Annotated in this window: 11 protein-coding genes; 1 reads left to right on the top strand and 10 read right to left on the bottom strand. The window is 69.6% G+C overall.

Translation table 11 applies throughout. The annotated features are described in order from the left end of the window. Window positions 1-71 precede the first annotated feature (71 nt). Window positions 72-881 carry a class I SAM-dependent methyltransferase gene (locus DLJ53_RS19005; protein ID WP_111348155.1) on the top strand — a complete coding sequence of 270 codons (810 nt, stop codon included), beginning with the start codon at window positions 72-74 and terminating at the stop codon, window positions 879-881. A gap of 63 nt (window positions 882-944) precedes the next feature. On the opposite strand, the gene DLJ53_RS19000 is transcribed toward DLJ53_RS19005, so the two are convergent. The 10 genes from DLJ53_RS19000 to DLJ53_RS18960 all read right to left on the bottom strand — a co-directional run bounded on the left by DLJ53_RS19000 (window position 945) and on the right by DLJ53_RS18960 (window position 13,034). Beyond that, the gene (locus DLJ53_RS19000; RefSeq protein ID WP_111348153.1) at window positions 945-1,847 is read right to left on the bottom strand and encodes a c-type cytochrome; all 903 of its coding nucleotides are present in this window, start codon (window positions 1,845-1,847) and stop codon (window positions 945-947) included. Window positions 1,848-1,922: 75 nt separating this feature from the next. Beyond that, complete coding sequence (locus tag DLJ53_RS35270; protein WP_162409381.1) at window positions 1,923-2,387, bottom strand: c-type cytochrome; 465 nt, start codon at window positions 2,385-2,387, stop codon at window positions 1,923-1,925. A gap of 601 nt (window positions 2,388-2,988) precedes the next feature. Beyond that, window positions 2,989-3,849 carry a 30S ribosomal protein S2 gene (gene rpsB, locus DLJ53_RS18990; protein ID WP_111348149.1) on the bottom strand — a complete coding sequence of 287 codons (861 nt, stop codon included), beginning with the start codon at window positions 3,847-3,849 and terminating at the stop codon, window positions 2,989-2,991. A 164-nt stretch (window positions 3,850-4,013) separates the two neighbouring features. Then, window positions 4,014-4,178: a hypothetical protein gene (locus tag DLJ53_RS35585; protein WP_202913237.1), complete on the bottom strand. Its 165-nt coding sequence runs from the start codon at window positions 4,176-4,178 to the stop codon at window positions 4,014-4,016. Then, window positions 4,178-5,458 carry an amidase family protein gene (locus DLJ53_RS18985; protein ID WP_111348147.1) on the bottom strand — a complete coding sequence of 427 codons (1,281 nt, stop codon included), beginning with the start codon at window positions 5,456-5,458 and terminating at the stop codon, window positions 4,178-4,180. The genes DLJ53_RS35585 and DLJ53_RS18985 overlap by 1 nt, the downstream gene beginning before the upstream one ends. Then, window positions 5,448-6,866 carry a TRAP transporter large permease gene (locus DLJ53_RS18980; protein WP_111348145.1) on the bottom strand — a complete coding sequence of 473 codons (1,419 nt, stop codon included), beginning with the start codon at window positions 6,864-6,866 and terminating at the stop codon, window positions 5,448-5,450. The genes DLJ53_RS18985 and DLJ53_RS18980 overlap by 11 nt, the downstream gene beginning before the upstream one ends. Further along, a complete protein-coding gene (locus DLJ53_RS18975; protein WP_111348143.1) occupies window positions 6,863-7,447 on the bottom strand; it encodes a TRAP transporter small permease subunit in 585 nt (194 codons plus the stop codon). Before DLJ53_RS18975 ends, DLJ53_RS18980 begins: the two co-directional genes overlap by 4 nt. Window positions 7,448-7,585: 138 nt before the next feature. Continuing rightward, window positions 7,586-8,719 carry a TRAP transporter substrate-binding protein gene (locus tag DLJ53_RS18970; RefSeq protein WP_111348141.1) on the bottom strand — a complete coding sequence of 378 codons (1,134 nt, stop codon included), beginning with the start codon at window positions 8,717-8,719 and terminating at the stop codon, window positions 7,586-7,588. 665 nt (window positions 8,720-9,384) lie between these two features. Beyond that, window positions 9,385-10,962: a hydantoinase B/oxoprolinase family protein gene (locus tag DLJ53_RS18965; protein ID WP_202913236.1), complete on the bottom strand. Its 1,578-nt coding sequence runs from the start codon at window positions 10,960-10,962 to the stop codon at window positions 9,385-9,387. Beyond that, window positions 10,959-13,034 carry a hydantoinase/oxoprolinase family protein gene (locus tag DLJ53_RS18960; protein ID WP_111348139.1) on the bottom strand — a complete coding sequence of 692 codons (2,076 nt, stop codon included), beginning with the start codon at window positions 13,032-13,034 and terminating at the stop codon, window positions 10,959-10,961. The genes DLJ53_RS18965 and DLJ53_RS18960 overlap by 4 nt, the downstream gene beginning before the upstream one ends. Window positions 13,035-13,397: the final 363 nt, after the last annotated feature.

Raw genomic sequence — 13,397 nt, 5'->3', positions numbered from 1 at the left:
TGACCAAATTTGGCCACTAACCTCCGCGAGGCGGCCCTGGAAGGGTCCAGCGGCACGCTGGAGGTCGAGCCATGGATCAGGAAAGCCTGTCCAAGCTGAAGACCGCGCTTCACTTCGTCTGGAACAGCGGCGACTACGAAACGGTGGCCCGCACGCTGGAGCCGGGCGCCGCGGCCTTCTTCGACCGCCTCGCGGTCGGTCCGGGCGACCGGATCCTCGACGTCGCCTGCGGGACCGGGCAGATCGCGCTGCCCGCGGCGCGGGCCGGCGCGAAGGTCACCGGCCTCGACCTCTCCGAGAACAACATCGAGAAGGCGAACGCCCTCGTCCACGCCGGCGGGCTCGAGGTGAAGCTCGACGCCGGCGACGTCGAGGACATGCCCTACAAGGACGAGACCTTCGACCTCACCGTCAGCCTCATCGGGGCGATGTTCGCGCCGCGCCCGGAGCGGGCCGCCGCGGAGATGCTGCGGGTGACGCGGCCCGGCGGGCGCCTCGTCATGGGCAACTGGGCGGACGGCGGGTTCATCGCGTCCTTCTTCGCGGCGCTCGCGAAGTATGCGCCGATGCCGGACATACCCTCGCCGCTCCTGTGGGGAGACGAGGCGACCGTCCGCGACCGCTTCGCAAAGGGCGTCGCCTCGCTCGCCCTGTCACGGCATCCTTACCGGATCGAGTATGGCACGCCCGTGCCGGAGACGGTGGAGCACTATTTCAACGATTTCGGCCCGTCGATGGTCGCCGTCGCCGATCTCGACCCGGACGACCGCGAGGATCTGCGCGAGGACCTGGAGGCCCTCTTCACGCGCCACAACATCGGCACCGCCGAGGCGGTCGTGATCGAGGCCGAGCTTCTCGACGTCGTCGCCGTCCGCGCCTAGGAGGCGCACCGGCACGACGGCGCGGGCCGCATCGGCTCACGCGCGCGCCCCGCGCGACCGGCGCTATTGCGCCGGTTCGGTGACCGGCGGGATCGCCTTCAGGTAGGCGGCGACCGCCTCGCGGTCCCCGGCCGGGACGTGGCCCCAGTTGGTGACCACCGGCGACATCGATCCGCCGACCGAATCGAAGTCGGGCGTGAAGCCCGTCTCGAGCAGGTAGGCGATGTCGGAGGCCGGCCAGTCGCCGATCCCGGCGCTCGACGGCGTGATGTTGGGGACGGTCCCGTCGCCGTCGGGGTTCGGCGCCCCGGCGAGCCAGCGTGCCGGATCCATCGCGAACAGCGTCGTGCGCGGGGTATGGCATTCGCCGCAGTGACCGAGCGCGACCGTGAGGTAGTAGCCGCGCTGCACCGTGTCGTCGGCGCCGTCAGGCACGGGCGGCGGGTCGGTGAGCGCGAAACGCTTCCAGAGGCCGATGGGGCGGCGCCAGCTGAACGGGAAGGGCAGCCCGGTCGCCTCCGCCGCGTTGTCGGACGGCGGCAGCGTCGCCATGAACGCGCGCAGGTCCGCGACGTCCTGCGGACGCATGTTGCGATACGAGGCCCACGGGAAGGCGGGGGTATAGTGCGTCCCCTCCGGCGAGATGCCGCGCAGGAGCGCGTTGGCGAACTCGGCGTCCGACCATTCGCCGATCCCCGCCGCGGACGGCGAGATGTTCGGCGCGACGATCGGGCCGAGCGGCGTCTCCAGCGCGAGCCCGCCGGCGAGGACGAGGCGGTCGTCGCCCGTCGCGCCCGGCGCGGCATGGCAGGCCGCGCAGCCCCCGGCCCAGAACACGGCCTCGCCCCGCGCCGCGTCGCCGCCGGTCGGCACCTCCGCCGCCGGCAGCGGCTGTGGCGCGGTGAGGAACCAGAACCCCGCGGCGCCGGCGGCGATCACCACCGCGAGGGCGACCAGCTTGCGCATGGCAAATCACTCCGTCGGGGCGCCGACGATCGGCGCCCGGCAGCTTCGGGACGGCTGGAAAGGACCGGCCGCGTGTCAGTTCTTGGGACGGCGATAGGTCTCGTGGCACGCCTGGCAGGCGCCGCCGACGTCGCGCATGACCGAACGCAGACCGTCGAGGCTCTCGCCGGCCGGTCCCTTGGAGGCCTCGGCGACGGCGACGAGCTTCTCGCCCTTCTCGTCGAAGTCGGCCTTGTTCTCCCAGATGGCGGGGAGGGCGCGCGTCTCGTGCCCGGTCTCGGTCCCCTCGGGGAAGAGCTCGAGGAACGGCGGGACCTTGGCGATGAAGATGTCGAGCGACTGGGTCGCGGCGGCGGCGTCGTAGGGACGCTCGCCCTTCGCCATTCCGCCGAGGACGCCCATGGCGTCGCCGACACTCTTCATGATCTCCTGCCGTTCGGCCTGAGGCGAGCCGCCCTGCGCGTTGGCGTTGCGGGCCGGGGTGAGGGCGACGGACAGGGCAAGCGCGGCGATGCCGGCTGCGGCGAGGGACTTTTGCATCGATTGCTCCGGGTCGACGTATCGCGAGTGCGCCCGGCCACACCGCCGTGCGCGCCGGAACCAGACCGAGGCTAATTCGGAGTTTGTCCAAATCAACGTGCGCGCCGATCTCGTTTCCGTGATCACACGACCGTCATCGCGCGGGAACAGGCCGTGACGCCCCAACAAGAGCCGGCGCACGGTCCGGGCGATCCGAGGGCGGGAGTTTCGAAACCGGTTGATTGCGCGGCCGATGCGGCGGTCCCGATCGATCGCGCCTTTTCCTCGAAACGCCCTGCCGTCCGGGGGCTCGCCGCCGCCCGGCGGCATCCGGACGCGCGATCCGCAGCATTTCGGTTGTGGATGAACTGGAGGGCCGGCCCGGGCGGCTCCCGTCGCCGCGCCCGTGTCCGGCCCCGCCGGCATCGGTGCCTGGCCGAGCGGTGCGGCGGGGACGTGCGGAGCGCCGATGGCGACCTTGCGCCGCAGGCGGGCGCCTCGGCCGCTCGCGGCGGCGCGGGGCATTTGGCCGGCGCGGATCGGTCGGCCGCGTGGCGCAAACGAAAACGGCCTGGCCCCGGGGTCGGGACCAGGCCGTCGATGTCGTGACGGGTCCGGCTGGTTAGGCCGACTGGGTCTCGGACTCGGCCGGGGCGTCGCCGGTGTCTTCCGGGGTCGGCTCCATCAGTTCCTCGACCGGGGCCTCCACGGCAACCTCCTCGGCGCCGTTCTCGGACAGCTCCGGCTCCATCGGCACGTCCTCGGCCTCGCCGAGATCGTAGCCCGAATCACCCTGCGAGCGGAGCAGACCGTCGAGCGCGGCGCGGGCGATCAGGTCGCAGTAGAGCGTGATGGCGCGCGCGGCGTCGTCGTTGCCCGGGATCGGGTAGGTGATGCCCTCGGGGTCGCAGTTGGTGTCGAGGATCGCGACGATGGGGATGTTCAGACGGCGGGCTTCCTGGATGGCGATGGACTCGCGGTTCGTGTCGATCACGAACACGATGTCCGGCACGCCGCCCATCGACTTGATGCCGCCGAGGTTCCGCTCGAGCTTCTCGCGCTCACGGTCGAGGTTGAGGCGCTCCTTCTTGGTGAGGCCCTGGGCCTCGCCCTGCATCATGTCCTCGAGGTTGTTGAGGCGACGGATCGAGTGGCTGATGGTCTTCCAGTTCGTCATCATGCCGCCGAGCCAGCGGGCGTTGACGTAGTACTGGGCGCACTCGGTCGCGGAGGTGGCGACGGCTTCCTGGGCCTGACGCTTGGTGCCGACCATCATCAGGCGGCCGCCCTTGGCCACCGTGTCGGACACGGCCTTCAGCGCCTGGTGCAGCAGCGGAACCGTCTGCGCGAGGTCGATGATGTGGATGTTGTTGCGCGAACCGAAAATGTAGTCCTGCATCTTCGGGTTCCAGCGGTGCGTCTGGTGACCGAAGTGGACGCCAGCTTCGAGGAGCTGACGCATCGTGAAATCGGGCAGTGCCATATCTGTCTCTATCCGGTTGAACCGCCGCGAGCGCTGGCCCCGCTCATCGGGGCACCGGAGATTCGCTCACGTGTGGGATGGCGGGCCATATACGTGACCAAAGCGGCGAGTGCAACCGTCAATGGCAGCCTCGCGCCGGTCCGTCATGGCCCGCCGCAGCGGGCTCAACGTCCCGCGGGCGGCCGGTGGATCAGGATGTCGTAGCCGCACAGGAGCACGGTCACGGCGAGGACGAGGCCGAGATCGAGCCGCGGCACGAACCAGATCAGGATGAAAAGAAAGCCGCACAGCACCGCGAAGGCGACGACGGAGAGGGTGCGTTCGAGCATCAGGACGGCTCCCCTTGGCCGAGGATGAGGTTTTGCAGCCAGGCTGCGGTGCGCAGGAGGCGCGCGTCGTCGCCTCTGCGGCCGACGAGCTGGAGGCCGATGGCGCGCCCGTCCGCCGCCGCAAGCAGCGGCAGCGTGACGGCCGGCAGGCCGAGGAAGGCGAGCGCGAGGTTGGCGTCCGCCGGTCCGACGGCGCCCACCCGGGGCGACACGGCGGTCAGGATCACGTCGCACCGGTCGAGGATCGCGCCGAGCCCTGCGCCAAGCACGGTGCGCCAGTCGAGCGCCGTGAGGTACTCGCGCGCCGTGACGGCCTCGCCCTCCGCGACGAGCGCGGTCACGGGCGCGGGCAGGGCTTCACCGTGACGCTCCACCGTGCCGTGGAGGGTCTTGGCGGCCTCGGCGGACAGGATCCGGCGGGCCTGTGGCACCGCCTCGCCGAAGATCGGCGGCAGGGGCGCCTCGAAGACGCGGCTCCCGATGGCCCCGGCCAGCTCGGCGAACGCCTCGCGGATGTCGGCGTCCGCCTCGTCCCACCACAGCGGCGGGACGACGGCGATCGTGGGCGTCACCAGCGGCGTCCCCGACGTCGCGGCCCTGAGGCCGGGCGGCGGGGCGGGCATTGCGAACGCGGTGTGCTCGTCGGGCGCGAACAGCGTGTCCGCGACCATCGCCGCGCCCGTCAGGTCCGTGGCGAGGATCGTCGGCGCGGCGAGGGTGGGCGAGGCGGCATAGGCGCCGCGCATCGGCACCCGGCCGGCCGACGGACGGTAGCCGACGACGGCGTCCGCCGCGGCGACCGCGAGCGCCGACCCGTCGTTGCAGGTGGTGACGGCCGCGGGGGCGAAGCGCATCCGCACCGGCCCCGCGGCCTCCGCGGCGATGCCGATGCCGAAGGCCGGCGCGGTGCCCTTGCCGACGAGCACGGCACCCGCCTGGCGGAGCCGCTCGAAGAGGGCGGCATCGTGCTCCGGGACGCGCTCGGCGTGCCCGGAGAATCCCAGTCTCGTCGCGATCCGGGCGGTGTCGACCAGGTCGGAGACGACCACCGGGAGCCCGTGCAGCGCGCCGAGGGGCCGCCCGGTGCCGCGCCAGCGGTCCATCGAGGTGCCCTGCCGGCGCAGGTAGGTTCCGTCGAACCAGGCGAGCCCCGCTGCGTCCGCCGCTTCCACGCGGGTGGCGGCCGCGTTCGCGAGGTCCTCCGCGCGCATCGCCCCGGCGGCGATCCGCTCGACGAGGATCGGCGCCGGAAGGTCCATGAGACGCGGGTCAGCGCCCATAGAACAGCTCCGGCAGGTAGTAGACCGAGCCCGGCACCAGGTAGACCACTGCCATCGCGATGAACACCATCAGCAGGAACGGCATGATACCCGCGAAGATGTGCGTCAGCTTCACCTGTGGTGGTGCGATGCCCTTGAGGTAGTAGGCCGACATCGCCATCGGCGGGGTCAGGAACGACGTCTGCAGGTTCAGCGCGACCAGGATGCCGAAGAACAGCGGGTCGATGCCGAAGATCTCCAGAAGCGGCAGGAAGATCGGCACGAAGATGATGATGATCTCCGACCACTCCAGCGGCCAGCCGAGCAGGAAGATGATGAGCTGGGCCAGCAGCAGGAACTGCAGCGGGGTGATGTCGAGCCCGGTCACGAACTCGGAGATGATCTGTTCGCCGCCGAGGTACGAGAACACCGAGGAGAAGGTGTAGGAGCCGACGAAGAGCCAGCACACCATCGCCGTGGTGCGCACCGTCAGGTAGACAGACTCGCGCAGCCGCTGGAACGTCAGCGCCCGGTAGCCGATCGCCAGCACGAGGCCGCCCAGCGCGCCGATCGCCGCCGCCTCGGTGGGCGTCGCGAGGCCGAAGAGGATCGAGCCGAGCACCGCCAGGATGAGGAAGGCGAGCGGCACGAACGACACCACGATCATCCGCAGCATCGTCGCCATCGGGATGTCCGGCACCTCCTCCTTGGTGGGGCGCGGCGCGGCGGACGGCTGCAGGATGGAGCGACCGACGACGTAGAGGAGGTAGAGCCCCACCAGGATGAGGCCCGGCAGCAGCGCGCCCGCATAGAGCCGCACGATGGAGACGCCCGATGCGGCCGCGTAGACGATCAGCATGATCGACGGCGGGATCAGGATGCCGAGCGTGCCGCCGGCGCAGATGATGCCGGAGGCGAAGGAGGGGTTGTAGCGCGCCTTCAGCATCGCCGGCAGCGCGAGCAGGCCCATCAGGGTCACCACCGCGCCGACGATGCCGGTGGCGGTCGCGAAGAGCGCGCAGGTGACGAGTGCCGCGACGCCCATGGAGCCCGGAATGCGCTTGGAGGCGATGTTGAGCGTCGAGAACAGCCGGTCGACGATGTTCGCCCGCTCGACGATGTAGCCCATGAAGAGGAACAGCGGCACCGCCGTCAGCACCTCGTTGCTCATCACCGTGTAGGTCTGGTTGATGAAGAGGTCGAAGATGCGGTTGTTGAGGAACCCGTCGAACCATAGCGACCACTGGTCCCAGCTCGTCGCCGTCTCGTCGAGCCGCAGGTACTGGCGCCATTGGCGCGCGGCGTCGAAGTAGGCGTAGTAGCCGAAGCCGATGCCCATCGCCATCAGCGTGAAGGCGATCGGGAAGCCGAGGAAGACCAGGACGATGAAGAGCCCCAGCATGGTGAGGGCGAGCTGGGGATCGGTCATGGATGGTTGCCCGCTTCGGCCTCGGCGGCCTTGTTCATCAGTTCGTCTTCGGTCTCGTGCACGTCCTCGTGCGCACGCATCCACTCACCGGTCTGGATGCACCTGATGGCGCGCAGGATCTCGGCGATCCCCTGGATGAAGAGGAGGATGCCGGCGGCGACGATGACCGTCTTGAATTGGAAGATCGGGATGCCCGCGGGGGAGTTGACGCTCACCTCGCCGTAGCGCCACGAGCGGCTCGCGTACTTCCAGCCGGCGAAGATCAGCGCCGTGACGCCGGGGAAGAAGAAGAAGAGATAGAGGGTGAGGTCGACGATCGCCTGCGTGCGCGGCTTCCACAGCCGGTACAGGAAGTCGCCCCGCACGTGCCCGCCCCGCGACAGGGTGTAGGCGCCGCCCATCATGAACAGTGTGCCGTAGTTGATGAACGAGACGTCGAACGCCCACGGGGTCGGGTCGTTCAGGACGTATCGAACGAAGACTTCGTAACTCGTCCCGATCGTCATCAGGATGATCAGCCAGGCGAATGCCTTGCCGAATGCCGCCGACAGCGCGTCGGCGAAGCGGATGAAGCTAGTCATGTGGCGTGCGCGGCTCCCCTCTCGTCGCATCGTGTGATTGGCCGGACCGGGCAAACTCCGGACCGGCTCGGCCGGCCGGTCCGGACCTTCCAGTGCGGCCCGGCATCATGCGCCGGGCCGCCTCGATGGGAGCGGGCGTCAGGAGGGGAGGACGCCCGGGAAGAAGTGGTTGTAGGCCAGACGGTAGTCGGGGGCGTTGAGAAGCTCGTAGTAGGTGACCCGCTCGACCCAGGCGCGCTGGCTGTCGAGGACCTTCTTGATGAACGGATCGGTCTCGAGCTGCTCGATCATCACCGACCATGCGTCGAGCTGCGCCGCAAGGATCGAATCCGGCGTCTGCTGGACGTTGACGCCGCCGTCCTTCAGCTTCTGCAGGTCGGACGAATAGTTGTCGAGCGCGAAGGCGGTGTTGGCCGTCGACGCGGCTTCGACGCCGTACTCCATGATTGCGCGGAGGTCGTCGTCGAGGTCCTCGAGGAAGTCGCGGTTGAAGAGGAACTCGAACGCCTCGGACGCCTGGTGGTAGGAGCCGAGATAGTAGTTGGTCGCCACGTCCTGGGCACCGAAGCGCATGTCGGACGAGGGGTTGTTGAACTCGAACGCGTCGATCACGCCGCGCTCCATGGCCGGTACGATTTCACCGCCCGGAAGCTGCGCCACGGACATGCCCATCGACTGCATCAGGTCGGCGGCGAGGCCGACGGTGCGGTACTTGAGGCCCTTGATGTCGTCCGCGCCGGAGACCGGGTTGGTGAACCAGCCGAACGGCTGGGCCGGCATCGGGAAGCCGAGCAGGCCGACGACGTTGAGGCCCATCATGTCCTGCGTCAGCTCCTTGTAGAGCTCGCGCCCGCCGCCCTGGTAGAACCAGGAGAGCATCGTCGTCGGGTTGCCGCCGAACACCGGGCCGGTGCCGAACAGGGACGCGGCCTTGTTCTTGCCGTACCAGTAGGCGCAGACCGAGTGCGCGGCGTCGAGCACGCCGTCGTTGACCGCGTCCATCACCTGGAACGCGGCGACGACCGCGCCAGCCGGCAGGAGGTCGACCTTGAGGCGGCCGCCGGACATCTGCTCCACGCGGTCGGTGTACTGGCGCGCCATGTCCATCCAGATGTCGGATGCGGGCCAGGACGTTTGCATTTTGACAACGATAGGCGACTGGGCGAGGACCGCCGGGGCGGCGAGGGTCGTCGCGGCGGCCGCGCCACCTGCGACCGCGCCGGTGCGCAGGAAGGAACGGCGGCTGAGCGGGCTAACCTTGGGTTTTGTCATTGTGTCTCCTCCAATCTGCCGGCTGACGGGCAGTGGAGCGATCAATAACAAAAACATTGCTTTCGTAAACCGCGCCATCGGTCGCGAGATCGATTCGTACGCAAAAACAGGCCTTAAAGGGCGATTTTAATATAGGTGCCGCTGAAAAGCGGAACTTTAGTTCTGGATCAATTAAGGGGCCGGTGAGACGGAATTTCGACCAGCCTATGCGTCGATCGGGGGGGTGGGGCGGTCAATGTCGCTGTTCGAAAAGCGGTTGTAGTATCATCAACTTAGGTTGCCGCTACCACACCCTGAGAGCGTGGCGCCGCTTTCCGATCATTGCCCTTTGGCCTTTCGTTCCGATCCCGGGAGGGCAGTTCCATGGCGAATTTTCAGAATTCGGTTGTCGGGATCATCATCATGACTGTCGGTTGACGCGACCGGATGTGGCCCGCGCCCGATGCGCCGCCCCGCCGCTGCCGTCAATCTCCCGAAGAAGCGGCGGCGCTGCACCGAAAGCGACGCTGTAAACGCGTGCGGACGACACCGATATTCGGAACGATGTCCGGCATGATCTGTCGAAATGCAAACGACGGTCGGCGCCGGGGCAGCGCGCCCGCGTCTGGACCCGGGCAAGGGGCGGAGCGACCCGCCGCGGAGGCGGGTCGCGGAAGGTGCCGGGCCTACTCGGCCGCGCCGGCGACCGGCTTGCCGAAGCCGCCACCGCCCGGGGTCTGGATGCACAGGCGCTGACCCGCCGGGATCTCCTGCGTGCCCTTGCCCTTCAGCTTCCGGCCGTCCGACAGGGCCACCGTGCCGCACGCGCCGTTGCCGCCGCCGGCCCGGCCCCGCGGCGGATGGTCGATCCGGTCGAACGCGGCCAGGAGCTCCATCGACTGGCCGAACCGGTTCTCGATCTCGATCACCTGACCGTCGCCGCCGCGGTACTTGCCCGCGCCGCCCGAGCCGTCCCGCAGCTCCTTCTTCCACACGACGACGGGCGCGGCCTGCTCCATGATCTCCACCGGCGAGCCCTTCACGCCCGACGGGAACGCGGTCGCCGACAGGCCGTCGTTGTTCGGACGCGCGCCGGTGCCGCCGTTGGTGGTGATCGTCACCGCGAAGCCATGACGGCCGAGGTTGTCCTTCCTGGCCTGACCGCGCAGCGTCACGTTCCAGAGGCAGGAGGTGCCCTCGGCCGGCACCACCTCGGGGATGAGCGGCTCGAGGCAGCCGAACATCACGTCCGGTAGCATCTGGCCGATGATGTGGCGCGAGGAGACCGGCAGCCCGCGCGGGGCGTTGAGGATGCAACCGTCCGGCGCGTCGATGTGCCAGACCGACAGCGAGCCCGCGTTGTTCGGGATCCCCTTGGCGAGCGCGGCCATCAGCCCGAACGCGGTGTAGGCGCGGGTGTAGGCGAGCGGCACGTTGATGCCCTTCTTCGCCGTCCCGGACGTGCCGTCGTAGTCGACGTGGATGCCGTCCTCGGCCACCGTGAGCGCGGCGACGAGGTCGACCGGCTTGTCCAGCCCGTCGATGGTCATCGAGTTGCGCGTCGTGCCCTTGGGCAGCGCCGCGATCCGCTCCAGCGCCGCCGCGCGAGAGGCGTCGCAGATGTGGCTGGCAAGCGCGTCGAGCGTCGTCAGCCCGTACTCGCCCATCATCTCCGACAGCCGCTTGGCGCCGATCTCGTTGCAGGCGACCAGCGAGTAGACATCGCCCTCGGTCTCCACCGAGAGGCGCGTGTTGGCGCGGATCATCGCCATCAGCGTCTCGTTCATGGTGCCCTGGTCGCAGAGCTTCAGGAACGGGATCGAGAGGCCCTCGGCGAACACGTCGTGCCCGTCCGGCCCGAAACCGATGCCGCCGATGTCGATCAGGTGGCTCGTGCAGGAGAAGAGGCCGACCATCCTGCCGTTGTGGAAGGCCGGCGTCGTCACCACGAAGTCGTTGAGGTGGCCGGTGCCGCGCCACGGGTCGTTGGTGATGTAGTGGTCGCCCTCCTTCATCGTCTCCACGGGGAAGATGTCGATGAAGTGCTTCACCGACTCCGCCATGGAGTTGACGTGGCCCGGCGTCCCGGTGACCGCCTGAGCCAGCATGCGGCCCTCGAGGTCGAAGACGCCGGCGGAGAGGTCGCCCGCCTCGCGCACGATGGTGGAGAAGGCGGTGCGCAGGAGCGCCTGGGCCTGCTCCTCGACGACGGCGATCAGGCGATCCCACATCACCTGGTTGCGGATGGCATCGGCAGCACTCACGCGGCGATCTCCTGAGCGACGGGTTGGCGGGTGAGGATGAGGTGGCCGTCCGCGTTGAGCGCGGCGGAGTAGCCCTTCGGGACCACGGTCGTTGTGGCGGCCTCGGTGACGAGGGCGGGGCCGGTGATCTCGGTGCCGTCGGTCAGGGCGGCGCGCGGGTAGGCGGAGACTTCCACCGTCGCCTCGCTGTCCGGGTCGAACAGCGTGCGGGTGGTCGGCTCGGTCCTGCCGCTCGCCCGCTCGGTCATCCGCTCGGCGTTCGCCGGGGCGGCCAGCGCCAGCGACCAGCTCATCGCCTCGATGGCGGCGTTGGCGATGGTGCGGCCGAAGAGGGCGGTATAGGCAGTCTCGAACGCGGCCTTCAGCTTGGCCGGGTCGAAGTCCTCCGGCACCTCCACGGGGACCTCGTGACCCTGGCCCATGTAGCGCAGGTACGCCGTGCGGGTGGGCTTCACCTCGCTCTCGGCGACCGCCGCCGTCACGACCGGGCGCACGACCGCGTCCATCTCGGCGTACATCTGCGCGACCGCGTCGCGGTCCATGCCGTCGAGCGGGACGAAGGCGCTGCGTACCACCTCGAAGGAGACCGGCGCGTAGAGGAAGCCGACCGCCGAGCCGACGCCCGCGTGCGCCGGCACGATCACCTTGTCGATGCCGAGCTTCTGGGCGAGGCGGCCGGCGTGGAGCGGCGCGGCGCCGCCGAAGGCGATCAGCGTGCGGGTCGCGACGTCCGCCCCGTTCTCGACCGCGTGGACGCGGGCGGCGTTCGCCATGTTCTCGTCGACGATCTCGGCGATGCCGAAGGCGGCGAGGCGCGGCGCGAGGCCGAGCGGCTCGCCGACGGCTTTGGTGATGGCCGCGGCGCTCGCCTCGGCGTCGAGCTTGATGCGCCCGCCGGCGAAGTCGTCCGGATCGAGGCGGCCGAGCGTCAGGTCGCCGTCCGTCACCGTCGGCTGCTCGCCGCCGCGGCCGTAGGCCACCGGGCCGGGATCGGAGCCGGCGGAATGCGGACCCACCGCGATGCGCTTCATCGCGTCCACCTTGGCGATGGAGCCGCCGCCCGCGCCGATCTCGATCATCTCGATCACGGGAATGCGGATCGGCAGGCCCGAGCCCTTGGTGAAGCGCGACTGCCGGTCCACCTCGAAGACGCGCGCCGTGTTCGGCGTGCCGGCGTCGATGAGGCAGATCTTCGCCGTCGTGCCGCCCATGTCGAACGACAGCACCTTGTCCTCGCCGCAGGCCCGCGCGACTTCGGCGGCCAGGATGGCGCCGCCCGCCGGGCCGGATTCGACGAGGCGCACCGGGAACTGCCGCGCGGTCCCGATGGTGGTCAGGCCGCCGCCCGACGTCATCAGCAGCACCGGCGCCTTGAAGCCCTCCTCGGCGAGGCGTGTCTCGAACCGGCCGAGGTAGCCGGCCATCAGGGGCTGAACGTAGGCGTTCACCGCGGTCGTCATCGTGCGCTCGTACTCGCGCGCCTCAGGCGAGACCGCGCTCGACAGGCTGACCGACACGCCCGGCAGCTCCTCGGCGAGGATCGCGCCGATGCGCTCCTCGTGCGCCGGCGCCGCGTAGGCGTGGATCAGCGCCACCGCGACGGCCTCGGCGCCGGATGCCTTGATCTGCGGCACCAGGGCGCGGACCGCCCCCTCGTCGAGCGGCAGGAGGACCGAGCCGTCGACCGCCACGCGCTCCGGCACGGTGAAGCGCAGCGCCTTGTCAATGAGCGGGGCCGGCTTGACGATCCCGATGTCGTACTGGTCGTAGCGGTCCTCGTAGCCGATGGCGAGGACGTCGCGGAAGCCTTCCGTGGCGATCAGCGCGGTCCTTGCGCCCTTGCGCTCGATCAGCGCGTTGGTCGCGAGCGTCGTGCCGTGCAGGATCAGGTCGACGTCGCCCGGCTTCAGCCCGGCGGCGTCCAGCACCACCATCATCCCGGTGAGGGCGCCGTCCTCCGGTGCCTTGGGCGTCGTCAACACCTTCGTGGTGTCGACCCGCCCGTCCCCCGTGTCGAGCACGACGTCGGTGAACGTACCGCCGATATCAATTGCTAGCCGAACCTGAGCCATTGTTTCTCCTAGAGCCGTCCCGAATACGCGCCTGGCGCAAAAACGGGCAATCGGCTCGCCCTTCGATCGCGCGCAATGCTAGCCCATCGGCCGGACGGCCGGCAGGCGCACACTGTGTCAATTCGTCCCCTCGGGACGCACGCTTTATAGGCAAATGGTATGCCATCAAAAGTGCATATCAGGTGCGCGGTCGCAGCGATCCCCGGGGCCATAGTTTCGCCCTCTCGCGGCCATCGGGCGTCCGGCGCTGGCCATCGCCGCCGCCGCGTCGTTTGATGCCGCGGGCGGCGGGTCCGCGGCGCATCGGGTCCGGCATGCCCCGGGCATGGCGCCGGCCCTGGCGCCGGGGCAGTGTCGCGGCAT

Source organism: Acuticoccus sediminis, from assembly GCF_003258595.1.
GTDB classification, from domain to species: Bacteria; Pseudomonadota; Alphaproteobacteria; order Rhizobiales; family Amorphaceae; genus Acuticoccus; species Acuticoccus sediminis.
Note: the sequence above shows the minus strand (reverse complement) of the source record. Positions and strands in the feature narration are given on the sequence as shown.